Below are 26589 nucleotides of genomic sequence, written 5' to 3' on the forward strand. Positions count from 1 at the left end.
TATGAAAACTCTGTTTACTAGTTGGTAAATACCTGAAAAAACCTTCATCTTATTCAAAAAACCCCTCTTCACAGATCGAAGAGGGGTTTAGTAAAAAACACCTCTTCTCATCTCTCAGATATTTCTATCTGTAGGATGTAGCACCTTTTCAAAAGTTTTACCTTTTGACGGTTGCTGGGCATCGTAGGGCCTATTCCCTCCGCCGCTCTTGATAAGAAGAATCAAGTGTATTATTAAATTGTAAATTTCACATCTTGAACTGAATTATAAAGAACTATAAATCTTGCGTCAAGGGTTATTTTTCGAAAGATTTCACAATCGCATACTTCAATTGATCAACAACATCTTTCTGTTCCTCAATACCACATGATATGCGCACCATCGTCTCTGTAATTCCTAATTTCTTTTGTTCGGCTATCGGGAGAGCTCGATGACTAGCCACAGTTGGATACGAGACTGTGGTCTCTACACCGGCCAGTGATGGAACGATGTGAATCCAGTCTAACGCCTCGAAAAAGACAGGCATATTAGCCCCCTCTTGCAGTGTTATGGTGACGATTGCACCGTTTCCTTGAGGAGAAAGGTTACTTGGATAATATACAGTTTGCACTTCGTTCATCGTGGAAAACTCACGGGCAACAGCTTCTGCTACTGCACACTGTTGCTTCATACGGAGGGCTAACGTTTTACTGCCACGTACTGCTAACCACGCTTCAAACGGGCTTATATTTGCCCCTAGATTCACGACCTTCTGGCGAATCTTTGATAAGTAAGGTTCGTTAGCTACAGCTACGCCTGCTGTCACATCACTATGACCGCCAATGTATTTTGTAGCAGAGTGCACTGAAATATCAATTCCGACTTGTAAAGGGCGCACTAAATATGGAGTTGGAAATGTGTTGTCTATAATTGTAACAAGCCCACGCTCCTTTGCTAAAGAAGCTAGTTCTGCTAGATTTTCCACCCGCAACACTGGATTTGTAACACTTTCGGAATAGAGTACCTTCGTGTTAGGACGAATAGCTGCCGCAAAAGACGCAATACCTCCCTCAACAAACGACACACTAATTCCAAACTGGGCGCACTCTTCTGCCAGCAAGTGGTAGGAGCCTCCGTACACATCACGGGCTGCAACCATGTGATCTCCTGTTTTACAGACAGCAAGAAGACTTGCCAGGATCGCAGACATTCCAGATGAAGTAGCAATACCTCCATCCGCGCCTTCCCACTCGGCAACTCGACTCCCGAGCTCGTCTGTGTTCGGGTTACCCATGCGCGAATACAAATAGGAATGTTCTCCCGTATAATAGGATTCTAAATCAGCTAGCGAATGGAAAGTAAACACAGACGATTGATAAATAGGCGTTGCTTTACTATGAGTTGGACGTACTACAGGCACCTTCGGATGAACGACTGCTGTTTGAAATGACGGGTTTTTCATATAGATTTTACTCCTTTCGTAACCAAGGACAGCTTGAATACATCAAAAAAGAGCCTCCTCGAAGAAGAGCCTCTCTTCCCCTCATCAATCAGGTATTGGCACCTTGCATTGCAGGTTGCCGGGCATCATTGGGCCTGTCCCTCCGCCTCTCTAGATAAGAAGTGTTCCGTATGTGATTGAATTAAGTTGAAGTATACTAGAGTACCCTGTCCATGTAAAGTGCGATAGTGAAATTTATCTACGATGATAAGCTGCGTTCGAGTGTCTCCCCCCTGAACCAAAGTGGTTAAGTATGATGAAGGATTACAGTCGTAGGTCAAGGGCGCAAGATGAGTACTGTCCATCTTCATGATCATGGGTGAAGGTCTGATATTCATAGGCGACGATCCAAAGTTCAAACAGCATTTACATCAACCATTAAACAAAAAAGTACACCTACTCACTAGAATCATAGCTAGTAGGTGTACTTATTAATGCGTCTTGCTAAAATACCACGTATTACGTGAAGTTCTGTCTCCACTAGAAGATGCCATACTTCCTCGGGTCTACTGCATTATCTTTTCCAGGTGTCCACGGACCTTCGTGTAGCTCGAAATGTAAGTGTTGTCCGAAAGAAAGACCCGAGTTCCCCATGATACCAACTTGCTGCCCTTTCGCAACAGTTTGTCCTTGAACTACACTACGAGAACGCATATGGGCGTAGACGGTCGTATACTGCTTCCCATCTATATTATGGGAAATAAACACAACTTCTCCATAACTTGATGAATAGTACGAACGAATGACCACTCCATCAGCGGCTGCTACGATCGGGACAGTACCTCCTTTGGCAATATCTAGACCGTAGTGAACATCTCCCCCGCGCGGACCAAATCCAGAAGTGATGACCCCTTGTGTTGGGTTAGTAAAATTACCAGATGACACGGCAGGGAAACTGCTTGCGCTGCCGGTACTCGCCTGTTGTTGCTGCTGGCGACGTGCTTCTTCTAGTCGATCTTTCTCTAAACGAATCGCTTTATTTTGTGCGGCTTCTTGGGCTGCAAGCATCGCTTCTTCTTCTTCCATACTCATTACTTCCGTCTCAATCTTCTTCTCTTGAAGTTCCAGTGACTGAATCAGTTCATCTTTTTGTTGTTTCTGACTAGCTAGGCTAGCTTGTGCACTTTCTAAGTCTTTTTTGAGTGCTTCTAGCTCCACTAACTGATTTTCTTGTTCTGTTTGAAGACTTTCTAATTGCGCTTTATCTGCCTTGTGTTGTTCGACAATCTCTTGATCGGCGTCCAGCATAATAGAGACAGCAGACACCCGATTGACAAAGTCATTGAAGCTACTTGCGCCAAGTATTACATCTATGTAACTGATGATTCCGCCAGTTTGTTGGTAAGAGCGGGCTCTATCTTTTAGCAATTCACTTCTCGTTTCAATTCTCTTTTGAACCACCGAGATTTCTTCTTTTAATCGAGTGAGGTCTTTATTCGTTGCTTGAATTTCTCTGTCTTTTTCATTGAGTTGTTCATTCGTTTCAGAAATTTGGATGTCAAGTTGTTTCATTTCTTCAAAAACAGCTTCTTGCTCTTTTTGCAGACTCGCAATCTCGCTATTTTTCGCCTCAATATTTTCCTGTACATCCGAACGTTCCTCTTGGATTTCCTCACGCTCTTGTTCAAGAGTACCTAGTTCATCTGCTTGGACAAGGTTTAAGGGGGTTGTTGTCAGGGTACCTGTTACAATAAGTGTTATGACTATTAGGGGGATGAAAAACATCCGTCTCCAATTCAAAACAATCTCTCCTCTCCGTACGATCTGGTTACAGCTTGTCTATGTATATGGCATACACGCAGACGCTTCTAATTGTGCGCCAACAACCAACCCGTTGGCGCACTAGAGAGGCATCTCCTTTACACTTTCAAAAACTTACGAATGCTCATTACGCTTCCCCACACGCCAATAATCGCTCCTAAACTAGCAAGCAGTAAAGATACTTGGATGAGGAACGGACTAACCGGGAGCAATTCTATAAAACCGCCTTGTATTCGTGGGGATAGCCAATTGTATAGCGCGTCATAGCCGAGTACGATACTAAGAATGGGTACTAGACTTCCGAGAAAGCCTAGTAACAATCCTTCAAGAAAGAACGGCCAGCGAATAAAGGTGTTCGTTGCACCAACGAGTCTCATAATCTCAATTTCTTGAGAACGAGCAATGATCGTAATTTTAATTGTGTTTGAGATTAGGAACATAGCAGTGAACAATAGACCAACGATCAAAACGATCCCGACATTACGACTTGTATTAATCACAGAAAAGAGTCGTTCGACTTTTTCATCTCCATATCGTGCTTCTTGTACGTAGTCAAGCTCACTAATTCTGTTCGCTACTGCTTGTGTGTTTTGTGGATCCTCCGCTTTAACAACCAAGACATCGTATAGCGGGTTGTCTTGTTCAAATAGTTCAAACAACACATCTCCATCTGCTCCTAAACTATTAGAGTACTGCTCTAGCTGCTCAGCTTTAGACGAAAACTCTACGGACTTGACACCTGACAGCCGTTCAATTGTTTGCTGAAGGTTGTCAATTTCAGTCTGTTCTGTGTCAAGGGCGATGAACACGCTGACTTCCACATCTTCTTCTAAGCTCTTACTAAACTCGTTTAAATTCAGCATAATAACGACAAAAACGCCGACAAGAAGCAAGGTGACTGTTACTGCACTAATGGATGCAAACGTCATCCAACCATTCCGTGCCAGATTTTTAAAACTTTCCTTGCCATGTCTTCCGAGGGTGCTAAGCTTCATAGCCGTAATCCCCCCGTTCATGGTCACGCACAATTTTGCCGTTTTCGATCGCAATGACACGGCGCTTTAACGTGTTCACAATGTCTTTATTGTGCGTTGCCATCACGATGGTTGTCCCTCTTGTATTGATTTCCTCAAAAATTTTCATGATTTCCCAAGATGTGTCTGGATCTAAATTTCCTGTAGGTTCATCTGCAATAACCACTTTGGGCGCATTCACGATGGACCGTGCTATCGACACACGCTGCTGTTCGCCACCTGAAAGCTCAGACGGAATCATTCGTGCTTTATGCTTTAACTGCACTAAATCCAGCACTTCCATTACCCGTTTCTTGATCACTTTCGGATGTTCTTCAATCACTTCAAGAGCATAGGCAACATTTTCAAATACCGTCAGCTTCGGAAGCAACTTAAAGTCTTGGAACACGACCCCGATATTCCTTCGAAAAAGTGGCACTCGTTTGTTCCGTAGCTTTGACAAATTAAAACCGTTGACGACAATGGTGCCTTTCGAGGGTCGCTCTTCTCGATACATCATTTTAATAAACGTTGACTTTCCGGCCCCACTAGGACCTACGACATAGACAAATTCTCCTTGTTCGATGCGCACTTGGATGCCATTGACTGCAATAACACCATTTTTATATTTTTTGTACACATCTTGCATTTCAATCATGTACAATCACCTATTCTTATGGGGTCTGATTTCTTATGTGTAGTACAGGGTCGTCCATATATATATATATTTCTTTAAATTCGACAAACTTCGATATTCTTCCCTAAAATATCCAAATCATCTACACTCTTTTTTTAGTATACCATCACATCTAGTACAAAACCCGACAAAAATTATTACAGTTTCTTTTCAGTGTGTAAAATTCGACATTTTTCTTTGCGAAATAAACACTTATTTCTACATAGGAATATTTGCCCATAAAAAAAAGACTAGAGGGTTGCACACTCTCTAGCCTGATCGCGGATATCGGCTCCTGACCGCGGATATATTCCTCTGATCGCGGATATATTTCCCTGTTCGCGGATATCGGCTCCTGTTCGCGGATATCTGCCTCTGACCGCGGATATATCCCTCTGATCGCGGATATATCCCTCTGATCGCGGATATATTCCTCTGATCGCGGATATATCCCTCTGATCGCGGATATCTGCCTCTGACCGCGGATATATCCCTCTGATCGCGGATATATCCCTCTGATCGCGGATATATCCCTCTGATCGCGGATATATTCCTCTGATCGCGGATATATTCCTCTGATCGCGGATATATCCCTCTGATCGCGGATATATTCCTCTGATCGCGGATATATTCCTCTGATCGCGGATATATTCCTCTGATCGCGGATATATCCCTCTGATCGCGGATATATTCCTCTGATCGCGGATATATTTCCCTGTTCGCGGATATCGGCTCCTGTTCGCGGATATCTGCCTCTGACCGCGGATATATCCCTCTGATCGCGGATATCGGCTCCTGTTCGCGGATATCTGCCTCTGATCGCGGATATATTCCTCTGATCGCGGATATATTTCCCTGTTCGCGGATATCGGCTCCTGTTCGCGGATATCTGCCTCTGACCGCGGATATATTCCTCTGATCGCGGATATATTCCCCTGTTCGCGGATATCTGCCTCTGACCGCGGATATATCCCTCTGATCGCGGATATATCCCTCTGATCGCGGATATATTCCTCTGATCGCGGATATATTCCTCTAATCGCGGATATATCCCTCTGATCGCGGATATATTTCCCTGATCGCGGATATCGGCTCCTGTTCGCGGATATCGGCTCCTGATCGCGGATATCTGCCTCTACCGAATCATTACTTCATTCCTGCGAGCCACTGCACAACATTGTCCAAATCGCCGCCCTCAATTAGCCCTGGTGGCATTCCACCTCGACCATTTTCAATAATATTTCGTATCTCATCCTCGGAATATTTCCCTCCAACTTTTTGAAGGTTAGGTCCAGAAACACCCGCTAGGTTTTCACCGTGACATTGAATACAATTCCCCCCATACACTTCTTCAGCCGCATTTGCCACCTCTTTGGGGGCACTACTTTCGACCGTTGCATCCCCGTTCCCCGCTTCTTCAACTCCACCACACGCTGTTACTGTTAAGAGGGCACCGAACGTAAGTAACCACAACCGCTTATTCATTATAGTACCTCCAATTCAAATCTATTAAACAGATGTGCGCCCTGCATCTAGCCTCCCGAAGCATCTGTTACGCTCACAAAAGATTACGTATCCACCTTTCCCACAAATTCTCTCACCTTCTGAAAACACAGTCTGATAAACAACACAAGATTGAGTCGGGCGAATACCACCTGTATAGCCACTATACGTCTGTAATTTTGTCACATCGCGGTCCATTTTATGCAAAATCCTCCCGGGATCTCTGCTTCGTGGTTCGGATTATAGCGCTAAGCACCGACTCTCCGCATTCCTAAAATAAAAAAATCACAGCTATTATAGCTGTGACCGTAAGTAAGCATCTATGAAGGAATTTAGCTCTCCATCCATAACGGCTTGTACATTTCCCATTTCGGTATTCGTTCGGTGGTCTTTCACCATGGAATACGGGTGGAAGACGTAAGAGCGGATTTGGCTTCCCCAGCCAATTTCCTTTTGTTCTCCGCGAATTTCAGCCAGCTCTTTTGCTTGTTCCTCAATTCTAAGTTGATATAACTTCCCTTTAAGCATCTTCATCGCTTTTTCCCGGTTTTTAATTTGTGAACGTTCAGATTGGCACGTCACCACAACACCAGTAGGTACGTGTGTAATACGCACAGCAGAATCGGTCGTATTGATATGCTGTCCACCTGCCCCACTCGAGCGATACGTATCTATTTTCAAATCTTCAGTTCGTATATCGATTTCAATTTCCTCATCGAACTCCGGCATTACATCGCAGGAAACAAAAGAAGTGTGTCGTCTCCCAGAAGCATCGAAAGGGGAAATACGGACGAGCCTATGAACACCTTTTTCTGCTTTTAAATATCCATACGCGTTATGCCCCTTGATCAACAAAGTGACGCTTTTAATTCCAGCTTCATCCCCAGCTAAGTAGTCTAGCGTTTCCACTTTGTACCCTTTTTTTTCAGCCCAGCGTGTGTACATCCGAAGTAGCATCGAGCCCCAATCTTGTGACTCTGTTCCACCAGCTCCAGGATGTAATTCGATAATGGCATTGTTTTGATCATGGGGCTCACTTAACAGAACTTGCAACTCGTAATCGTTAACCTTTGCAAGTAACTCCGTTAATTCGCTTTCAAGCTCTTCTCGAAGCTCTATGTCGTCCTCTTCTTTCACAAGTTCATAGGTTACCTCGAGGTTTTCGTGTGCTTCCGCCATTAAATGAAACTCATCGACGAGTTCTTTTAAGCCATTTGATTCGTTAATGATTGTTTGCGCTGCCTGTTGATCGTCCCAAAAATCAGGTTGCACCATAATATCCTCAATCTCTGCAATACGCGCCTCTTTTACATCTAAGTCAAAGAGACCCCCTGAAGTCCGCTAATCGGTTAGCTGTTTTTTCGAGTTCATGCTTTATAACTGAAAGTTCCATATCAGTTCACCTCAACTGTTTGTTTGCTCACAGGTCATCTTATCATGTAGTGAGCGCTTCCGCTAATACTCTCCAAAAAAAGGTTGCATCTGAATGTCAGACACAACCCGCTTCCGCTTTTCGTCTGTCCAGCTCCAGGCGTTAGGGGACCGCACGTCGTTTCATCCCCTCCGTGAAAGTTAAAGTACAACTTTCTCTCCGGTGCTAAGACGAGTGGGTTCCCCTAGGCAAACGCCTTCCGCTTTTCGTTTTAAGCTAGCCGTCCGCAGCATTGTTTATACTTTTTACCGCTTCCACAAGGGCACGGATCATTACGTCCGATGTCATCACGTTCTGCTTTTACGAAAGGTTTTTTTCTTTGTTCACTCTCGCCATCAGCTTTCGGATTCACTGCTTGACCTTTCGCCACTTCTTGACGTTCTAAGTTTCGCTGAATTTCAGCTTTCATGACGTATTTAGCGACGTCGTCTTCGATAGCTGTTACCATTTGTTCAAACATCGCGAACCCTTCACTTTGGTATTCACGTAATGGGTTAATTTGACCGTAAGCACGCAAATGGATACCTTGTCGTAACTGGTCCATTGCATCAATGTGGTCAATCCACTTCGTATCAACAGATCGCAGTACGATGACTTTTTCAAACTCACGCATACGATCACCGAGGAGGTCTTCCTTTTCTTGATACTTCTCATCGGTTTTCGCAACGAGTAGACCTACAATTTGTTCTAAATCTTTTCCTTGCAACTCTGCTTCAGTTACGTCGCCTTCCTGGAGTAAATTCGCATTCACATAGTCCAGGAGCGCAGTTGTATTGAGTTCCTCGTCGTCATTTTGTGGCATGAATGCGACCACATTACGTTCGATGGAAGAGCGTAACATATCTTTCACAATGCCTTGTAAGTTTTCATTTTCCAAGACGTCCATCCGTTGTTTATAAATAATTTCGCGTTGCTGACGCAAAACGTCGTCATACTGCAAAAGCTGTTTCCGGGCATCAAAGTTATTTCCCTCTACGCGGCGCTGTGCAGATTCAACTGCTCGCGAAACCATTTTACTCTGGATGGGCTGCTCATCATCCATTCCGAGCTTCGCCATCATGTTGCGCATATTATCTGATCCGAAGCGACGCATTAACTCATCTTCCATCGACAAATAGAATTGAGTCGCACCAGGGTCACCTTGACGGCCAGAACGTCCACGCAATTGGTTATCAATCCGCCGACTCTCATGCCGTTCCGTTCCAACAACAGCTAAACCGCCAACTTCTTTAACACCTTCGCCAAGTTTAATATCAGTTCCGCGTCCAGCCATGTTTGTTGCAATCGTAACAGAACCCTTTTGACCTGCTGCCGCGATAATATCGGCTTCACGACCGTGATTCTTTGCGTTCAAAATGTTATGGGGAATGCGCTTTTTCTGAAGAAGACTTGAGATCAGCTCACTCGTTTCAATCGCAACGGTTCCGACGAGTATAGGTTGTCCTTTTTCATATCGCTGTGCAATGTCATTCACAACCGCACGGAATTTGCCTTCTTTTGACGCATAAATGAGATCCGCATGGTCTTGTCTGACAATGATTTTATTCGTCGGGATCACGGTAACGTACATGTTATAAATGTTCTTAAACTCTTCTTCCTCTGTTTTAGCAGTACCTGTCATACCGGCTAGCTTCTCATACATACGGAAGTAGTTTTGGAACGTGATCGACGCCATCGTCATACTTTCATTTTGAATATCGAGTCCCTCTTTGGCCTCAATGGCTTGGTGAAGACCGTCAGAATAGCGACGTCCTTTCATTAATCGACCGGTAAACTGGTCTACAATGACCACTTCGTTATCCTGCACCACATAATCCACATCGACTTGCATAGAAACATGAGCTTTCAAAGCCTGGTTAATGTTGTGATTTAATTGAACATGAGAAATGTCAAACAAGTTATCGATGCCAAAGCCTTTTTCTGCTTTCGAAATACCGTCTTCAGTCAATTGCACACCTTTGGATTTCACATCGTACGTATAATCCTCGTCTATCTTTAACGTCTTCACGAATGCGTTTGTTTGCAAATAGAGTTGTGCTGACTTTTTCGCGGAACCCGAAATAATGAGTGGTGTACGTGCTTCATCGATAAGAATAGAGTCTACCTCGTCAATCACAGCATAATGAAGTGGGCGCTGTACCATTTGTTCTTTATACAACACCATGTTGTCACGCAAATAGTCAAAACCTAGCTCATTGTTCGTGCTATAGGTTATATCAGCCGCGTAGGCTTCCCGTTTTTCATCTTTTGTTAAACCGTTGGTGTTCAGACCAACCGTTAATCCGAGAGCATCGTATAGCTCACCCATCTCGGTTGCATCACGGCTTGCTAAATAGTCGTTAACGGTAACAACATGCACACCTTTACCCGTTAAAGCGTTTAAATAAACAGGCATTGTGGAAGTCAACGTTTTCCCTTCACCTGTTTTCATTTCGGCAATATTCCCCTCATGAAGTGCTACGGCCCCCATGAGCTGCACTCGATACGGGTACAAGCCGAGCACACGTTTCGCCGCCTCACGGACAACAGCAAACGCTTCAACTAAAATGTCGTCAGTCGTCTCACCTTTTTGTAATCGCTGCTTAAAGTCTGCTGTTTTACTACGCAAATCCTCATCAGAAAGCTTCGACATATCATTAGCCAACGCTTCGATTTGGTCGGCAATTTTTTCTAACTTCTTTACTTCTCGTTTATTTCCATCAAAAGTTTTCTTTAAAATTCCAAGCATAAGTACGCTCCTTTAACAGTGCGTATTGCACCATTCCCTAGTTCGTCCATACTATTCATCTTATCATTGGAACAGTTTTGTGACAACTTTTGGTGGGGAGAAAAGGACTGCAAGATGAGGGTTCGTGTGGATGAATAATTAACTTTACCTATACCATTTTCCGAAAGAAAAAACCCCTTAAAGAAGGGGTCTTCTACTTAAACGTTCTGCTGTTTCATGTACCGTAGTACCGCCAAATCAATATAGCCGGTCTGTTGCTCTCTCATTTCAAAATTCTCTGCGTGCAAATACGTTTTGAACGCATCGGTCACTTTGTTTGTACTTGTTGCACTAGTAGCTAAATAGTCCAAGCGTATCAGTTCGTTTCGTAAATCGTCTTCCACTACACCCTCAATAGAAGCAATATCCTCTTGTAATGTTTTTTGAAAGTATAGTGCATGAAGCGTAACGAGACGTTTCAGTTCTTCAATTGGCTGTTCATGGTCCTCAACGCGTAAGTCGATGTATCTGTCATTAAATCCACCATACCCGCCTTGTTCCTTCACAACAAGCAGGGACGCAGATTGCATGCCTCGTTTGTCGCCACCAGCTTCTTGCCCTGATTCGAGTGCTGCTAAAAGGCGATCAGCGAGAGATCCCTTCGTGTTCGCAAATGTGTTCGCAAGCGCCTGAACTGTCGCCGCACTTACAAGAATATTTCCTTGAGCAGCAAAATGTTCTCCGGTGAGTCCGCCGGCCCAATCGTAGCATTCTTTACCGGTAAAGGTCGCTGTGTTCCCTTGACTGTCAACTATGCCAACCTGCCTTGACTCTCGTTGTTCATCCGGTTCTGTTAGTGCCTGCATCACGTCTTGCGCACTTTTACCTTCTTCAAGATAAGCTAAACCGTCGGGCCCATAAGAGGTGTTAGCGTACGATTGAGTGGCAATTGCCCCAACGCCCGCTTTCGCCCACGGAACGACCGATCCGACTCCCAAAAACTTTGACTGAACCGCAACACCCCATGCTTTTTCTTTCGGACAAAATCCTACTATTGAATAGGTCACGCTAATCCCTCCATAACACACGCTGTTAGTAGACACTTGGAACCTATATTTTTGCACTACCTTTCCAAAATCGCCTACACCCCACCTAAAAATACGGCACCGTAAATGAGAGAAAGTCCAATTACGTATGCGGGATGCCATTTTAGTCTTTGTAACAACAAGTAAGCAACGAGTACGATGCCTACAGTTTGCCAAATACCTGCTCCTTCATATGACGACAGAAAAAAGTCAAGCGTCATGACGCCGAGGAGTACAGCAATAACTGGTCGTACGTATTTAGTCATATTTTTCACTTTAGGAGAGTCTTTATATTTCACAATCAAACTCAACAAAGCGAGCATGAGAATAAGAGAGGGGGCTACAGTCGCAAACAGCGCTACAGCAGCTCCAAGAACGCCCCCCTCCGTGTACCCAATGTATCCAGCCATTTTTGTTGCAATGGGTCCTGGAAGTGCGTTACCTAGTGCCAAAACCTCTCCAAACTCACTTGTCGTCAGCCAACCATACCGGTCAACCACTTCCTTTTCTACAAGAGGAATGGAAGCAGGACCTCCACCATACCCAAGAATGCCAGGAAGGAAAAACGCCCAAAACAACTGAAGATACGTCATCCTGCTCTCTCCTTCCGAACTTCGCCAGTTCCTTTTTCTGCTGCCGGAGTAAACAATAACGCGCTCAAAAGAACGGCAAAAATGAGAATAGCCGGGTGAAGTCCGATCAACTGTAACAATATGGTAGAACCAGCAAGGAAGGCAACTGTCATTTTGACGCCGATTCCTGATGTCGATTTTTTCACAAAGTCCCACGTGAGCACTGCCAACATCACAGCAACAACTGGAACAACTGCAGCTGTCATTCCTTGTACCCACCGCTCGTCTTTAAACGTGTTTAATACTTGGAGGAGGGCGATCATGGCAATTACTGTTGGAAATGCAGTGGCTATGAGAGCTGCTAAACATCCAAAAACTCCTGAAACACGAAAGCCTATATAACCTGCTAATTTGGTAGCAATAGGGCCAGGCAGTGCATTACCTAGTGCCAGTACATCGCTGAATTCTTCGTCCGATAACCATTCATATCTTTCGACCACTTCTTTATGCACAAGAGGAATGGAAGACGGGCCGCCTCCAAAGCCAAAGATGCCTACACGAAAAAATGCGAGAAAGAGGTGCCATACCGTCATTCCACATACCTCCTTTCATTCATGCTGTATTATTTTACCAAGATGCGACAGACCCATCTGTTCGTGATTCGGTTCCTCCCATGAGGACACCTGTAGATGGGTCGCGCCAAATAATTTGTCCACGACCGAATCCGCCTCCATCTAACGCTACTTGGATGTTGTGGCCTTTTCGCGCTAATGCTTGAGCGAGGTGCGAAGGGAAACTAGATTCTACGAGTACGGTTTTGTCTTTCATCCATTGCCAACGTGGGGCGTCCAAATTGGCTTGCGGATTGAGCCCATAATCTACTGTGTTCATTACTACTTGCATATGTCCTTGTGGCTGCATATAGCCGCCCATGACCCCGAATGGACCGATAGCTTCGTCACCTTTTGTCATAAATCCAGGAATGATCGTATGGTACGTTTTTTTGCCTGGCTTCAATGCATTGGGATGCGTCGGATCGAGTGAAAAGTCATGTCCACGGTTTTGTAATGAAATCCCCGTTCCAGGCACGACAATACCTGATCCAAATCCCATGTAGTTACTTTGAATAAATGACACCATGTTGCCTTCTCCGTCTGCTGTTGCTAAATAAACAGTGCCTCCAGCCGGCGGTGTGTACGGCTCAGGCGTAATCGCTTCAGAGCCAATTTTGTTCCGTCGTTCCTGTGCATACTCTTCACTAAGTAGCGTTTCCATCGTGAGTGGCATATCAGCAGGCTCAGTTACAAACGCCTTGCCATCTGTAAAGGCCAATTTCATCGCTTCGATTTGCTGATGAACACTTTCGAGATCGTCGCGCCCTTTCGTAAATTCGTAGCCTTTCGCAATATTTAACGCCATGAGTGCCACAATCCCTTGCCCATTCGGCGGAATTTCCCACACATCGTAGCCACGGTAATTGACTTTAATTGGGTCAACCCACTCTGGATGATACGCTGCAAGGTCTTCCTTGCGTAAATAGCCACCGTGTTTACGGCTATAAGCATCCATTGCCTCTGCTAGCTCACCGCGATAAAAACTCTCTCCATTCGTCTCAGCAATTTTACGTAATGTCGATGCATGACCTTCTGAACGCCACACCTCTCCAATTTCTGGCGCTTTTCCAGCTGGCGCAAACGTGTCGAACCAAGGTTGGTACACTTCTTCATCGCCAAAAAGCTGTTGGAATTTCTTTGTAGCGAGCTTCCAATACTTACCGAGAACCGGACTAAGTGGATACCCCTCTTCCGCGTATGCAATCGCAGGTGCAAGAGATTCGGAGAGTGGGAGTTTCCCAAACTTCTTGGCAAGCTCAGCCCAAGCGGCGGGTGCACCAGGTACAGTGACGGGCGTCCATCCGAACGTCGGCATGGTTTCGTTGCCTTGCTCTTTTACAGCATCGATGGAGATAGATTGCGGAGCAGGTCCACTGGCATTTAACCCATGAAGCTTCCCTTTTACCCAAACGAGTGCAAACGCATCGCTACCAATTCCGTTAGACGTCGGTTCTAGAACGGTTAACGCTGCAGCCGTTGCAATGGCGGCATCAATCGCGTTCCCACCTTTTTTCATCACCTCAATGCCTGCCTGTGCTGCTAATGGTTGGCTCGTTGCTACCATCCCATTTTTCGCAAACGTAGTCGTACGCTGAGACGGATATGGGTAAGACAAATGGTCAAATTGCATCTAATCACTCCTCTAGTAGTGTACTAACTAATATATTATCAGAAAAAAAAGCTGACTCAACCGTCGAATCAGCTGGGTTTTGGCCCAAAATTGGAAAGGAATTCACTAATTACTGTTCCTATTATAGGGTAAGCGATTCCTCTACCTCATGACAAGCCACAAAATGTCCTGGACGTGCTTCGCGGAATACTGGCTTCTCCTGTCGACATTGTTCTGTTGCGATAGGACAGCGTGTGTGAAATGGACAGCCAGTGGGTGGATCTGCAGGGTTTGGAATGTCCCCTTCAAGACGAATACGCTCGCGCTTTTGCCCAGGTCGCGGTCTTGGAATGGCAGATAGAAGTGCTTTTGTATACGGGTGTAACGGTTCTTTGTAGAGATCCTGTGACGTAGCAAGCTCTGCTGTGTGTCCTAGATACATGACGAGGACACGGTCACAAAAATGCTTAACCACACCAAGATCATGGGCAATGAACAAATAGGTCAGATCATGCTTTTTTTGAATATCCTTTAGCAACTTCATTACTTGCGCTTGCACAGAGACGTCTAACGCTGATACGGCTTCATCACAAACAATAAAGGAAGGGTTTAACGCAATTGCTCGTGCAATACCGATTCTTTGGCGTTGCCCTCCACTAAATTCGTGAGGGTACCGTACTGCATGCTCCCTTTTTAACCCTACTTCTTCTAATAGGGAAAAAACACGTTCCTGTCGCTCTTGTTTCGTTAGTTTCGTATGAATAATAAACACTTCTTCTAATGCATCTCCAACACGTTGTCGCGGGTTTAACGAAGCGTATGGGTCTTGAAAAATCATTTGCATTTCTTTTTTGAACGCTTTCCGCTGTCGATCTGACAAACTTTGAATCTCTTTTCCTTCATAAAATACTTTTCCTTCTGTAATGCCCTCTAAGCCGAGAATCGTTCTGCCTAACGTCGATTTTCCACAGCCAGATTCGCCAACAATTCCAATCGATTCACCTTTTTGCACTTCAAGGCTAACGTGTTCGACGGCTTTGACATACCCTTGCGTCCTTTTTAAGATACCACCTTTGATGGGATAGTACTTTTTGACCCCATCAAGCGTTAGTAGAGGTTGGGGCGACTTCGTTTTGACTGCCATCTTCGTTCACCTCCTGCAACCAGCATCGTACAATGTGTTGGTTTGATTGGGGTCGTATCGTCTCTTTCGGTGAGTGCTTCCGGCAATGGTCTGTCGCAAACACACACCGTTGATGAAAACGACACCCTTCAATCTTTTCTTGAATAGAAGGAAGAGAACCTGGAATCGGCTCCACTTCAAATGTCTCGTCATCAATATCGGGAACAGAAGCAAGTAGCCCTTTCGTATACGGATGCTGTGGGGAAGCAAATACTTCCTCGACTGTACCTTCCTCCACTTTCTCCCCTGCATACATCACCATCACTCGATCCGCCACTTCAGCGACAACACCCATGTCGTGCGTTACCATGACGACACCCATGCCAAGGTCGTCTTTCAAATCCTGAATAAGATCCAAAATTTGCGCTTGGATGGTCACGTCTAGAGCAGTTGTTGGTTCATCTGCCATCAGAAGGGACGGATTACAGCAAAGAGCCATGGCGATCATGACCCGTTGCCTCATTCCACCACTTAGTTCGTGTGGATATTGATTCATCCGCTTTTCCGGATACGGGATGCCGACCTTTTTCAGCATTTCAATTCCTTTTTTGTGCGCTTCCCGTTTGCTTAACCGCTCATGAATCATAAGAGGTTCACGAATTTGGAAACCAATCGTTAGTACAGGATTTAAAGCTGTCATCGGCTCTTGAAAAATCATGGACATGTCTTTTCCACGTAATTTCCTACGCTTTTCCTCAGACAAATGAGTAATGTCTTCTCCTTGGAACTTGATCGTTCCTTCTCTTACCTGTCCGTTATCCGGTAGCAATCCCATAACAGAAAGAGAAGTGATACTTTTTCCACATCCTGATTCCCCGACGATGCACAACGTTTCTCCTTTATTAACTGAGAAGGAAACTCCTCGGACGGCGGCATATTCGCCGGTCCCCGTCCGAAAAGTTGTAACGAGTTGGTCTACTTGTAATAACTCTTCCATGGTATCCCTACTCTCTTGTAACGTTGTAAAGTGACCATTGACCTGTTGGCTCTAATTCAAGCCCTTTTACAGATTTATCAACAGCAGCAGCGATGACACCGTGATGCATAAGAATTGCTGGAGCATCATTTGTGATCAGTTTGTTCGCTTCCGTTAAAATTTCAATACGTTTATCCTGATCTACTGTTTCACGGGATTGTCTAATGAGTTCATCAAATTCTGGGTTGTTGTAAGCTGTTCGATTGGATGAACCAATATTGTCTGAGTGGAAGTTCGGATAGAAAAGTTCACTACCATCTCCCGTCACGTTAGACCAGCTTAGCGTCGTAATATCGTACTCACCTAAACGGGCTGTTTCTAAATATGTGCCCCATTCCATTTGCGTGATTTTCGTTGGAATTCCGGCTTCACTCAAGTTGGCCTGCACAATCTCAGCAATTTTCATTTGTGTTTCACGGTTCGGCGTCAAAATTTCCAGCTCTTGATCTCCGAATCCATTTTCTTCAACAATTTGCTTTGCCATTTCTGGATCGTATTCATACCCTGCTTCTTCTGCGGATTCATCATATCCGAAAAGTTGCGGACCGAGAATAGCGTTCCCACCATAGCCAAGTCCATTTAGCTGATTGACATATGCCTCACGATCAATGGCATACGCAACGGCTTTACGGAACTCTAGATTGTTCATTGGCTCACGCGTCATGTTAAATCCTAGGTAGTACATCGGTGTACCGTCTTTTGTCAAGATGTCTACTGAATCCATTCCTTCAAGTCTTGTCAGTTGCTCTGGCGGAACGGCGTCAATAAATTGCACTTCTCCAGAACTCATCATCGAGATTGCAGTGGAGTACTCTGGAACAACTTTGAATGTAACCTTCTCCAATTTTGGAGCTCCACGCCAATAATTTTCATTTGCTTCTAATACAATCTCATTTCCTTGCTCCCAAGAAACAAATTTGAATGGTCCTGTTCCTACAGGATTTTGCATGAGATCTTGGTTTTGATCAGCTTCAGGACTAACAATGGCTGCATTTGAGTGACCTAGTGCTGCGAGAAGCCCACCAAATGGATATTTTGTTTTGATTGTCACAACGTATTCGTCGTCGACAATGATTTCTTCAATAGGCTCCAACAATGAGGCACGAGGCGCTGCAGTGGCTGGGTCTCTAAATTTGTCAAAAGTATATTTTACTGCTTCTGCGTTAAATGGCGTTCCATCTTGGAATTCGATACCTTCTTTTAGTGTAAACGTCCACGTCAAATCGTCTGGCTGCTCATACGATTCAACTAGATTTGGTTCCATTTCCATCGTATCAGGATTCCGATTAAATAACGTTTCATAGATTTGTTCATTGACGCTAGAAGACACGGAGTCATTCGTTAAAATTGGCGATAATCCAACGGCATCTGTTGTAGCAGCATAAGTCAATTCATTTGCTACTTCACCAGCTCCTCCTTCTTCAGACGAAGAAGACCCTCCTCCAGAACATGCACTTGCAACGAGTAGTACTAGTGCCAAAACAGCCATTAACCATACTTTTTTCATATTACTTCCCCCTCATTTTTACTTACATATACATTGGACTGTGATAAATACTGCTGTTGTAAGCTGTCTCCACACATTGGTTTGCGTGTTGAACTTAAGTTTTTTTTATCCATTTACATTCATGTTTGGATCTAATGCGTCGCGCAAAGCATCTCCTACCACATTAAAGGCAAACACGACGAGCATGATGGCGATCCCAGGAACAATCGTCATATGCGGTGAAGTCCACATATAATCTTGTCCTAGAGCAATCATAGCTCCCCATTCAGGCTGCGATGGTTCCGCCCCTAAGCCAAGGAAGCTTAACGAGGCTGTGGAGAGAATCGCAGTGGCCATACGCATCGTAGCAAACACGATAATAGGTGCCAAACAGTTAGGTAAAATATGCTTCAATATAATTCTTGTATTACTGGCCCCAACTGTACGCATCGCTTGAACATATTCTTGCTTTTTCACAGACAAAACACTTCCGCGAACGATTCGTGCACATGTGGGTATCGACCAAATACTTATGGCAATGGCTACGTTTATAAGACTTGAACCAAGAACTGCAATGATCAGCATCGCAAGTAGAATACCTGGAAAGGCAAACAAAATATCTACTATTCTCATTAAAATGTTATCTAGCTTTTTGTAATATCCAGCTAACAACCCGAGAGCCGTTCCACCGATGACTCCTAGCGAAACTGCCGTAATCCCAACTAATAGCGAAATGCGGGCTCCGTACATAATCCGTGACCAAATGTCTCGACCGTAATTGTCTGTACCAAGCCAATGACCTTCTGAGAAAGGAGGCAATTCCGCATTAGCTAGTGTTTGACTATACGGATCGTAGCTTGTGAGGACAGGCGCGAACACGGCCATTATGATTTGGAGAACAATAACAAGTAAACCGAATACAGCCAGTTTGCTCGTCATCATTCTTTTCCACGTGGTCAACCATACTCGTTCCTTCTTCTGCTTTTGCGGTGAGACTTCTGCAATAGATGACATAGAAATCCTCCTCTCTATGTGTTTAGTCGTAGCTAATTCGTGGATCTACATACGTGTAGACAATGTCAACGATGAGGTTGACGATAACAAACAGCGCAGCTACTAACAAAACGGATCCTTGTACCATCGGAAAATCACGTGCGGCAATGGCATCGATCATCAATCTTCCAATACCGTTAATAGCAAATACCTTTTCGGTGATGATGGTACCTCCGAGCAAGAAACCGAAATTTAGACCGACTACGGTAATAACAGGAATCATGGCGTTTTTCAATGCGTGAACTGCAATAATAGATTTCCTTTTTACCCCTTTTGCTTTTGCTGTACGAATGTAGTCTGCACGAATGACTTCAAGCATAGATGAACGACTCATTCTGGCGATCATAGCAGCAGATGCAGTTCCGAGAGTGATCGCCGGTAGAATAACCTGCTGGAATCCTTGTGGTGTCCAAATCGGTCCATCAAGTCCACCAGCTGGTAACCAACCAAGATTTACTGAGAATACGAGAATAAGAATGGTACCTAGCCAAAAGTTCGGAATAGATACTCCCGCAAGTGCGAACACGTTGCTGGAGACGTCGAGCCAAGAGTTTTGTTTAAGGGCCGATACAATTCCGGCGATGACTCCGATGAAGACGGCGATCACCATACTTGCAATAGCCAAATTCACGGTGTTAGGAAAGCGGATAGCGATTGCATCAGCAACCGATTGATTCGTTTGGTACGAGTACCCTAGATCTCCTTGTAACAACCCAACAAGATAATCTTTGTATTGCACGAAGAAGGGTTCATTCAACCCGAGGTTTTCACGAATTGCTTCAATGTCAGACTCCGTTGCAGTCGGTCCTCCGATAATGGTAGCCGGATCCCCTGGCGCAATATACATACTGGAAAACACTAAGAAAGAAATCCCTAACAAAAGTAAAATCAATTGGAAAAATCGTCGTACAATGAGTGCCACCAAGTTAGTTCACCCCTTTACTTTACTGCGTTTAAGTAGCGTTTAGACACATAGTTATGATTTATCTTAAATATCCATCCTTTTGTAAGACAGAATTACAATTTCACCTCCAAAACGTAAGCATTTTTCAAGTTAATAGTCATTATAAAGGACTCACACCTTTCTGACTAGTCTTTTTTTAATGAAATATTAAATGTTCTGTTTTTTTATACACACGCGGCAACCCGATAGATGGTGTCAAACCTGACCCGAAGCTAGATAGCGGATCTAGTTGCTTTGCAAAAATTTCTTGTCAGTTTAGACATTGAAACAACGCATAAAGATACGAATCGACAAAACGAAGGAAAAGTCAATAAATTAATTTCGTTATGTAAAGTCAGAAGCAAAAGAAAAAAGCACCTTCGCGAGGTACTTTGTCATTTTTATAGCTTTAAACCATTTCGGCTCTTAAATCTCCTTAACAATATGTGACTCTCCACTCTCGTAATTCCCTCTAATGCATATAGCTCATTGTTAATAAACTTCTCTAAACTTACAAAATCTTCGACCAACACGTGCATATGTAGCGTACTGGGGCCTGTCATTTGATAACAACTAGCCACATTCGGATTATCAGCAAGCGCCTGGGCTACTTCGACTAAAGAACCAGGTTCACAATCTACTTCAAAGAATGCAGATACTTGTTTTCCGAATTTTTCCGAGTTCACCACGACGGTAAACTTTTCAATCACGCCTTCCCGTAGCAACTGCTGTACGCGTTCACGGACAGACACCCGAGAAAGGCCTAGTTCTTTGCCAATGTCTACATAGGAAAGCCGCCCGTTATCTGTCAACAACTGTAATATTTTACGATCCGTATCGTCTAGCTTCACACGACCACCTTACCTTTCGTTCCTTCCCAGCTATTCTGTCCATCATCGGTAGACGTTTTTATTATACACGTTACCTCTAGCTTGTTGTCCACGTTCCATTATACGAGGAAAATATATACTTATCTAAATACACTGAAAAATAAATAGAACAGAAAACATTCATGTGCTGGGCACTCAACCATGCATGGAAACTGGTCACAAAGCAGTCTAGTTGTGATCAAGGCGGTGTGAGCAGAGCCCCAGGTATGGGAGGGTTACCTATGCGATGTTCTGCTCGATTAGGTAACTGAAACACGGTTAGGGATTGGTGTCGCTCCGCCCCTTTTCCAAAAAAAAAGTCTTCCCAACAAGCAGCATGATAGGTAGTGGGAAACCTCCGCTGCATAGTTGGGGTAGACAAATGTGAAAGGAACGGTGGTTTGTTGGCCCACAATCCACCTAGGCTTATTATACCACAAACATACAAATTTATGGTAGCCAAATTTAGTATTGTTGAAATACTTAGATTTTTACACCAGAAGAAACCCCTCTAGAGATAAGAATGCTCCAGAGAGGTTCTTTAGTTTATGCTGTTTCGATTATACCATATTTTCCATCTTTCCGTTTGTATACGACGTTCGTACGATTGGTCTCTGCATCAGTGAAAACAAAGAAACTATGGCCCAGCAAATTCATCTGCAGAACGGCCTCTTCACTATCCATCGGTTTTAAATCAAACTGTTTCGTACGTACAATGTCAAAAGAACCGTCTTCTTCCTCCTCTTCCAAGACCCGAAGACGTTGTTCTCGCTCTTCAGCAACAATTTGTGCAAAAACTTCCTTTGGGCTACCCATTTCACGCGCTCTACGATTCACTCTCGTTTTATGCTTGCGAATTTGACGCTCCAGCTTGTCAATAATTAGGTCAATCGCTGCGTACATGTCTGCGTTATCTTCTTCCGCACGTAATAAAAGGTTAGGAAGTGGAATCGTGATTTCCACCTTTGCTGTTTTATCAGGCCGTACCTTTAAATTGACGTGTACGTTGGCATCCGGAGACTCGTTAAAATAGCGTTCGAGCTTTCCAACCTTTTTCTCGACGTATTCCTTAAGTGCTTCGGTGAGTTCCATATTTTCCCCACGAATGTTGTAGTTCATATAGCGAATGCCTCCTCCAAAGATGGGTATGTCATTCTATTTCTACACTACCCGTCCACATTCCTTTTTAAACATTAAGAAAAATTTGTCTATAGTTTGACGGCTTTGTGACGATTCGTTGAAAAGGGGGACTTGGGCTCGATTTTTGTGATGAAAACCAACTTCCCTTGGCTTTCTTTCCGAATGGTTGTTGTTTCTATACGATACACTTGCTCTATCCGATGTTCGGGCTCCTCTTTCCGACGTTCGGGTGCACCCTTACTTATACTCCAAAAAAAAAAAAGCCCTAACCAACAGTTGATTAGAGCCATCTCTATCGTTTTTTATCGTAAAACATGCCATCTTGTGCGGATGTGTTTGCATACGGGTTTACGTATCTTTGCTGAGATGTTTTTCTCTTCCGAAGAGATTTCACATCCATCTTAATGGTTTCTTGTAGCTCTTTCATTCGCATTTCTGCACGCTCATTTAAAGAGAGCACTCTTTGACCGAGTGACTGCTCTTCGCCCGTATATGGCGGTTGAACTTGAGGCAATAGGGTATCTCTTTCTTGTAGTAGTCCTTGAATTTCAGTAATGGTTTGATCGCGTTCTGTTTGGACACCAGGTTTTTCTAGTAGCTCTACTAATTTCTCAGTAGTTTCGTACAAAGCTTGGAGGGGTCCCATTACACTGTACCCGTGGTGCCCACGCCTTGCTTATTCACTTGGATTACTTGCTTCCATGTGTCGCGAAATTCCACTACGTAACCTTCTACCTCATCCAGAACTGCGGAATCATTTTGGATATTCGCTTCCATTAAACGGTGATTTATATACTCGTACATCGTCATCATTTGCTGGCTGATCGGAATGTCTATATTTAGCGTGATCATCAATTCTCTTATGACATTTTGTGCTTTTTGGATATTTGTATTTTTGTCCTGCATATTTTGTTCTACTAACGCTCGTTTGGCAAGTTTAATAAACTTTATGCATCCGTTGTATAACATCAAAGTCAGCTCACCTGGTGTGGCAGTCGTGACAGAGTTCTTCTTGTATTTTTGGTATGGGTTGTTGATCATTTATCTTTCCCCTTCTCCCTTTGTTACATGTATCCTCCGCCGAATTGTTGCGCTAAGTACGCAGACTGTTGACCCATTCTTTGGATAGCTGTTTCCATTGCTGTGAATTGGCGGTAATATCGATTTTCAGTGTCGATCAGGCGAGCCTCAAAGTCGGCGATTCGCGAATCCATATCTCTTAAGTTTCGTCCGAGTACAAAGGTTTCATTCGTCGAGAACTCTTTCCCTGCCTTTTGTTCAATTGAACGCATCGTCTCACCAGCTGTATCCCGCAGTCGATCAGCCAATCCTTTCGCTTCGGAACTATCGCTGTTTTTATTGAACAGTTCATACACGCTATTCGGGTCTTCGGAAATAGCCTCTCGTAGCTTTTCTTCGTCAATGATAAGCTTTCCACCATCACGGTAGTTTGAGCTCGTCGTAATTCCAATCTGTGTGAGCTGGCTATAGGCACCCTCGATCCCTGAAACAGGACTGTATAAATTACTTCTCATTTGGTTGAGTGCGCCACTCAAGACGGAGTCTCCACGCAAAGTCCCGCTCCGAGCTTTTTCTTCCCAAAGCTCTACCTGTTTCTCAGACATACTTTCTCTTTGTTCATTAGTCAGCGGCTGAAACTCACGATTTCGCTTTTCAGACACTTTACCGTTAACAAATTCGATGAATTCGTTGTATTTGTCCACAAACTTTGTGATGTTTTCCACAATTTTGTCTGTGTCCGCCGTTGAATTGAACGAAACTTCTCCGGTGGTCGTTTGTTTTAGATTGAGTTCTACGCCGTTGATAGTGAAAGTGTTGGAGGCACGTTCTGTTTCTAATCCATCATAAGAAAACTTGGCATTTTCACCTCTTGAACCCACACCCGCTTCCACTGCTTTTTGGTTACTTGAATTAAGATTTACCACATCCCAAAAGGAACCAGCATAAGCACTGCCTGCAGGCTGAGTAAGTTCTATTTCTACTCCGTTTGCATTGAGTCCTGTATTCTTTGCCGTTACGGAAACTTGCCCAGTAAATTCGTCGTAAAATGCACTGACACCGGATCCACTATTGATTTTACCTAAAACAGATTGGAGCGTTTCTTCTGCAGGGTCAAAGGTGAGCTTGAAAGCTTCTTCGTTAGTCTGCATCGTGCCGTCTTCTTTGATTGCTTTGATCACGATAGTTTGTTCGTCTGTTCCCATGGCGTCACTTAGCTTTGCTGAAGGATCCGTAATGGAGGTTGGGGCAAGACTTCTCATACTCGCCGCTTTCGCCAATTGATTGATTTGAATAGACCCAGAAAAATCACTAGTCGCGTTCACATTCCTTATGTCAAGCGCGTCAGAATTGGATACAGACACGTCTTTCTGGATGAACGTCGATTGCCGCCCAATACCAGAGAAAATTAGATCATCCAACTCTAAAAGCATTTTATTCACTTCACGGTAGTCGTCCCGCTGCCATTCTGTATATGTCTTCTCTTGTTGCAACTTTTCTAGTGGCATTCGTTCGGCACGCATTAAATCTGATACAATGCCGTCGATATCCAATCCTGTTGCCAGACCACTAATTCGCACGTGCTACTCACTCCCTCAGAATGCTCTTCTGCTACACATTTTCATCCAACAAAATCCCCATATTCTCAAGCTTTCCCACTCGGTTCACTATGTTGTCCACCCGTTCTAGATGATGGAAAAGGACGAAGCTACAGATTCGACTGAGTCGATCCTCTCCATAGTCGCCTCTGTTCAGTTATCTCTATTCGTTATATCGACATAACTGGCTACTTGTAAAGGGGGTTTTCGTTGAATTTGCTTAAAGGGGGTGTGATCTGCAAAAAAGAATGGGTTTTCTTCACAAGACTGCCTGCGCCTCATCTTACGTTAAAAGGATATATGCGCTTTACTCTTGAATATAATACAGAAAAGGAAGGGGGAAGTATGAGAGTGATTCGTAAAAAGAGATCCATCATCGCGGGCCTGTTTAGTATTCTTATTATCTTTTCTATACTGACTAATCCAACTAAGAAGGACTATCTTCTTTTCAGTGAAGAGACTACTGGGATAGTGACACCAGCAACTGTAGAAATCGAGAGAATCAATTTTTATTTGTTTTCCACCTATGCGCCTATGAGACCACTCGATCATTATGGGATTGTTCATCTCGGTTTTATGGGGAAGTTCTTCCAAATATCTGATGGGCAATTCGATCATCCATGGTGGCTGGAGTTTTTTAATTAGAGGAAAATGCTAAAGAGCTTGGAGTATTTTTCTCCAAGCTCTTTTTTACGACAAAATTCGGGGCGTACCTGTTCCTATAGCATTACCTGATCGCGGATATATTCCCCTGATCGCGGATATATTCTCCTGATCGCGGATATCTGCCTCTGATCGCGGATATCTGCTCCTGTTCGCGGATATATTCTCCTGATCGCGGATATCTGCTCCTGGCCGCGGATATCTGCTCCTGATCGCGGATATATTCCTCTGACCGCGGATATATTCCCCTGATCGCGGATATATTCTCCTGATCGCGGATATCTGCCTCTGACCGCGGATATCTGCCTCCGATCGCGGATATCTGCCCCTGATCGCGGATATCTGCCCCTGATCGCGGATATCTGCCTCCGACCGCGGATATCTGCCCCTGATCGCGGATATCTGCCTCCGATCGCGGATATCTGCCTCTGATCGCGGATATCTTCTCCTGACCGCGGATATCTGCCTCTGATCGCGGATATCTGCCCCTGATCGCGGATATCTGCTCCTGATCGCGGATATCTGCCTCTGACCGCGGATATCTGCCCCTGATCGCGGATATCTTCTCCTGACCGCGGATATCTGCCCCTGATCGCGGATATCTGCTCCTGATCGCGGATATCTTCTCCTGACCGCGGATATCTGCCTCTGATCGCGGATATATGCTCCTGACCGCGGATATCTGCCTCTGATCGCGGATATATGCTCCTGACCGCGGATATCTGCTCCTGATCGCGGATATCTGCCTCTGACCGCGGATATCTGCCCCTGATCGCGGATATCTTCTCCTGACCGCGGATATCTGCCTCTGATCGCGGATATCTGCTCCTGTTCGCGGATATATTCTCCTGATCGCGGATATCTGCTCCTGGCCGCGGATATCTGCCCCTGATCGCGGATATCTGCTCCTGATCGCGGATATATTCTCCTGATCGCGGATATCTGCCCCTGATCGCGGATATCTGCTCCTGATCGCGGATATCTGCTCCTTTTTGGGTGAGGTGTCTGTCCCTCGATGACGTTTACGCTTCCGGCACTATTGTTATACATGTTTTTTAACCGGTATTTAGGGGATTTCGTTTAGTGGCGGGAAATAGAAGGACAGTTTTTTAAAAAATGCTAGCCTCGACTTTAATATCGAAGCTAGCCTTTTTGATAGTTGAATGAGTATTGGACCCTATCTAATTATCCGTACTGTATAACAAG

At 44.4% G+C, this 26589-nt stretch carries 23 protein-coding genes and 2 riboswitches; of the genes, 1 reads left to right on the forward strand and 22 read right to left on the reverse strand.

Going from position 1 to position 26589, the window contains the following annotated elements:
* Nucleotides 1-104: 104 nt before the first annotated feature.
* A riboswitch (SAM riboswitch) is annotated at nucleotides 105-218 on the reverse strand.
* A gap of 77 nt (nucleotides 219-295) precedes the next feature.
* The 21 genes from HHK01_RS13120 to HHK01_RS13220 all read right to left on the reverse strand — a co-directional run bounded on the left by HHK01_RS13120 (nucleotide 296) and on the right by HHK01_RS13220 (nucleotide 24702).
* Entirely contained in the window at nucleotides 296-1441 is a 1146-nt protein-coding gene (locus HHK01_RS13120; RefSeq protein WP_170008194.1) for a trans-sulfuration enzyme family protein, read from the reverse strand.
* A 78-nt stretch (nucleotides 1442-1519) separates the two neighbouring features.
* A riboswitch (SAM riboswitch) is annotated at nucleotides 1520-1602 on the reverse strand.
* Between the two features lie 358 nt (nucleotides 1603-1960).
* The gene (locus HHK01_RS13125; RefSeq protein ID WP_228027573.1) at nucleotides 1961-3220 is read right to left on the reverse strand and encodes a murein hydrolase activator EnvC family protein; all 1260 of its coding nucleotides are present in this window, start codon (nucleotides 3218-3220) and stop codon (nucleotides 1961-1963) included.
* 119 nt (nucleotides 3221-3339) lie between these two features.
* Nucleotides 3340-4236 carry a permease-like cell division protein FtsX gene (gene ftsX / locus HHK01_RS13130; RefSeq protein ID WP_170008195.1) on the reverse strand — a complete coding sequence of 299 codons (897 nt, stop codon included), beginning with the start codon at nucleotides 4234-4236 and terminating at the stop codon, nucleotides 3340-3342.
* Nucleotides 4226-4912, reverse strand: a complete 687-nt coding sequence (ftsE, locus tag HHK01_RS13135) for a cell division ATP-binding protein FtsE (RefSeq protein WP_170008196.1) — start codon at nucleotides 4910-4912, stop codon at nucleotides 4226-4228. The genes ftsX and ftsE overlap by 11 nt, the downstream gene beginning before the upstream one ends.
* Before the next feature lie 1164 nt (nucleotides 4913-6076).
* The gene (cccB, locus tag HHK01_RS13140) at nucleotides 6077-6415 is read right to left on the reverse strand and encodes a cytochrome c551 (protein WP_170008197.1); all 339 of its coding nucleotides are present in this window, start codon (nucleotides 6413-6415) and stop codon (nucleotides 6077-6079) included.
* A gap of 312 nt (nucleotides 6416-6727) precedes the next feature.
* Nucleotides 6728-7826, reverse strand: a protein-coding gene (prfB, locus tag HHK01_RS13145; RefSeq protein ID WP_228027574.1) for a peptide chain release factor 2 whose coding sequence is annotated in 2 segments (ribosomal slippage) — nucleotides 6728-7762 and nucleotides 7764-7826 — 1098 coding nt in all. Because the reading frame shifts where the segments join, the coding sequence is not laid out codon by codon here.
* Between the two features lie 250 nt (nucleotides 7827-8076).
* On the reverse strand, nucleotides 8077-10593 hold the full coding sequence (gene secA, locus HHK01_RS13150; protein WP_170008199.1) for a preprotein translocase subunit SecA: 2517 nt from the start codon (nucleotides 10591-10593) through the stop codon (nucleotides 8077-8079).
* Between the two features lie 197 nt (nucleotides 10594-10790).
* A complete protein-coding gene (locus HHK01_RS13155) occupies nucleotides 10791-11639 on the reverse strand; it encodes a DUF1028 domain-containing protein (protein ID WP_170008200.1) in 849 nt (282 codons plus the stop codon).
* Between the two features lie 74 nt (nucleotides 11640-11713).
* Nucleotides 11714-12250 (reverse strand): chromate transporter, encoded by a 537-nt coding sequence (locus HHK01_RS13160; protein ID WP_170008201.1) that lies wholly within the window; start codon nucleotides 12248-12250, stop codon nucleotides 11714-11716.
* Entirely contained in the window at nucleotides 12247-12822 is a 576-nt protein-coding gene (locus HHK01_RS13165; protein WP_170008202.1) for a chromate transporter, read from the reverse strand. Before HHK01_RS13165 ends, HHK01_RS13160 begins: the two co-directional genes overlap by 4 nt.
* A 34-nt stretch (nucleotides 12823-12856) precedes the next feature.
* The gene (locus tag HHK01_RS13170) at nucleotides 12857-14473 is read right to left on the reverse strand and encodes a gamma-glutamyltransferase family protein (protein WP_170008203.1); all 1617 of its coding nucleotides are present in this window, start codon (nucleotides 14471-14473) and stop codon (nucleotides 12857-12859) included.
* 121 nt (nucleotides 14474-14594) lie between these two features.
* Nucleotides 14595-15596 carry an ABC transporter ATP-binding protein gene (locus tag HHK01_RS13175; RefSeq protein WP_170008204.1) on the reverse strand — a complete coding sequence of 334 codons (1002 nt, stop codon included), beginning with the start codon at nucleotides 15594-15596 and terminating at the stop codon, nucleotides 14595-14597.
* Entirely contained in the window at nucleotides 15553-16572 is a 1020-nt protein-coding gene (locus HHK01_RS13180; protein WP_170008205.1) for an ABC transporter ATP-binding protein, read from the reverse strand. The genes HHK01_RS13175 and HHK01_RS13180 overlap by 44 nt, the downstream gene beginning before the upstream one ends.
* A 7-nt stretch (nucleotides 16573-16579) precedes the next feature.
* Entirely contained in the window at nucleotides 16580-18118 is a 1539-nt protein-coding gene (locus HHK01_RS13185; protein WP_170008206.1) for a glutathione ABC transporter substrate-binding protein, read from the reverse strand.
* 105 nt (nucleotides 18119-18223) lie between these two features.
* Nucleotides 18224-19111, reverse strand: a complete 888-nt coding sequence (locus tag HHK01_RS13190; protein WP_170008207.1) for an ABC transporter permease — start codon at nucleotides 19109-19111, stop codon at nucleotides 18224-18226.
* A 22-nt stretch (nucleotides 19112-19133) separates the two neighbouring features.
* Complete coding sequence (gene nikB / locus HHK01_RS13195) at nucleotides 19134-20075, reverse strand: nickel ABC transporter permease (RefSeq protein ID WP_170008208.1); 942 nt, start codon at nucleotides 20073-20075, stop codon at nucleotides 19134-19136.
* A gap of 419 nt (nucleotides 20076-20494) precedes the next feature.
* Nucleotides 20495-20944: an Lrp/AsnC family transcriptional regulator gene (locus tag HHK01_RS13200; protein ID WP_170008209.1), complete on the reverse strand. Its 450-nt coding sequence runs from the start codon at nucleotides 20942-20944 to the stop codon at nucleotides 20495-20497.
* Between the two features lie 564 nt (nucleotides 20945-21508).
* Entirely contained in the window at nucleotides 21509-22081 is a 573-nt protein-coding gene (gene hpf, locus HHK01_RS13205; RefSeq protein ID WP_170008210.1) for a ribosome hibernation-promoting factor, HPF/YfiA family, read from the reverse strand.
* 313 nt (nucleotides 22082-22394) lie between these two features.
* Entirely contained in the window at nucleotides 22395-22748 is a 354-nt protein-coding gene (locus HHK01_RS13210; protein ID WP_170008211.1) for a flagellar protein FliT, read from the reverse strand.
* Entirely contained in the window at nucleotides 22748-23143 is a 396-nt protein-coding gene (gene fliS / locus HHK01_RS13215; RefSeq protein ID WP_170008212.1) for a flagellar export chaperone FliS, read from the reverse strand. Before fliS ends, HHK01_RS13210 begins: the two co-directional genes overlap by 1 nt.
* 23 nt (nucleotides 23144-23166) lie before the next feature.
* On the reverse strand, nucleotides 23167-24702 hold the full coding sequence (locus HHK01_RS13220; protein ID WP_170008213.1) for a flagellar hook-associated protein 2: 1536 nt from the start codon (nucleotides 24700-24702) through the stop codon (nucleotides 23167-23169).
* A gap of 228 nt (nucleotides 24703-24930) precedes the next feature.
* Between HHK01_RS13220 and HHK01_RS13225 the strand changes: the two genes are divergently transcribed.
* Nucleotides 24931-25365 (forward strand): hypothetical protein, encoded by a 435-nt coding sequence (locus HHK01_RS13225; protein ID WP_228027575.1) that lies wholly within the window; start codon nucleotides 24931-24933, stop codon nucleotides 25363-25365.
* A gap of 45 nt (nucleotides 25366-25410) precedes the next feature.
* Here HHK01_RS13225 and HHK01_RS13230 read toward each other — a convergent pair whose 3' ends face one another.
* Nucleotides 25411-26433, reverse strand: coding sequence for a hypothetical protein (locus tag HHK01_RS13230; protein WP_170008214.1), 1023 nt, complete (start codon nucleotides 26431-26433; stop codon nucleotides 25411-25413).
* Between the last annotated feature and the right edge of the window lie 156 nt (nucleotides 26434-26589).

The organism is Bacillus fonticola (assembly GCF_012955605.1).
Classification (GTDB): Bacteria; Bacillota; Bacilli; order Bacillales; family JC228; genus Bacillus_CG; species Bacillus_CG fonticola.

Bases quoted from the DNA above. Each gene is read 5' to 3' on its own strand.
- HHK01_RS13120 (WP_170008194.1), bottom strand. From the start codon at position 1,441: ATGAAAAACCCGTCATTTCAAACAGCAGTCGTTCATCCGAAGGTGCCT.
- ftsX (WP_170008195.1), bottom strand. From the start codon at position 4,236: ATGAAGCTTAGCACCCTCGGAAGACATGGCAAGGAAAGTTTTAAAAAT.
- ftsE (WP_170008196.1), bottom strand. From the start codon at position 4,912: ATGATTGAAATGCAAGATGTGTACAAAAAATATAAAAATGGTGTTATT.
- cccB (WP_170008197.1), bottom strand. From the start codon at position 6,415: ATGAATAAGCGGTTGTGGTTACTTACGTTCGGTGCCCTCTTAACAGTA.
- secA (WP_170008199.1), bottom strand. From the start codon at position 10,593: ATGCTTGGAATTTTAAAGAAAACTTTTGATGGAAATAAACGAGAAGTA.
- HHK01_RS13160 (WP_170008201.1), bottom strand. From the start codon at position 12,250: ATGACGTATCTTCAGTTGTTTTGGGCGTTTTTCCTTCCTGGCATTCTT.
- HHK01_RS13165 (WP_170008202.1), bottom strand. From the start codon at position 12,822: ATGACGGTATGGCACCTCTTTCTCGCATTTTTTCGTGTAGGCATCTTT.
- HHK01_RS13170 (WP_170008203.1), bottom strand. From the start codon at position 14,473: ATGCAATTTGACCATTTGTCTTACCCATATCCGTCTCAGCGTACGACT.
- HHK01_RS13175 (WP_170008204.1), bottom strand. From the start codon at position 15,596: ATGGCAGTCAAAACGAAGTCGCCCCAACCTCTACTAACGCTTGATGGG.
- HHK01_RS13180 (WP_170008205.1), bottom strand. From the start codon at position 16,572: ATGGAAGAGTTATTACAAGTAGACCAACTCGTTACAACTTTTCGGACG.
- HHK01_RS13185 (WP_170008206.1), bottom strand. From the start codon at position 18,118: ATGAAAAAAGTATGGTTAATGGCTGTTTTGGCACTAGTACTACTCGTT.
- HHK01_RS13190 (WP_170008207.1), bottom strand. From the start codon at position 19,111: ATGTCATCTATTGCAGAAGTCTCACCGCAAAAGCAGAAGAAGGAACGA.
- hpf (WP_170008210.1), bottom strand. From the start codon at position 22,081: ATGAACTACAACATTCGTGGGGAAAATATGGAACTCACCGAAGCACTT.
- HHK01_RS13210 (WP_170008211.1), bottom strand. From the start codon at position 22,748: ATGGGACCCCTCCAAGCTTTGTACGAAACTACTGAGAAATTAGTAGAG.
- fliS (WP_170008212.1), bottom strand. From the start codon at position 23,143: ATGATCAACAACCCATACCAAAAATACAAGAAGAACTCTGTCACGACT.
- HHK01_RS13230 (WP_170008214.1), bottom strand. From the start codon at position 26,433: ATGTATAACAATAGTGCCGGAAGCGTAAACGTCATCGAGGGACAGACA.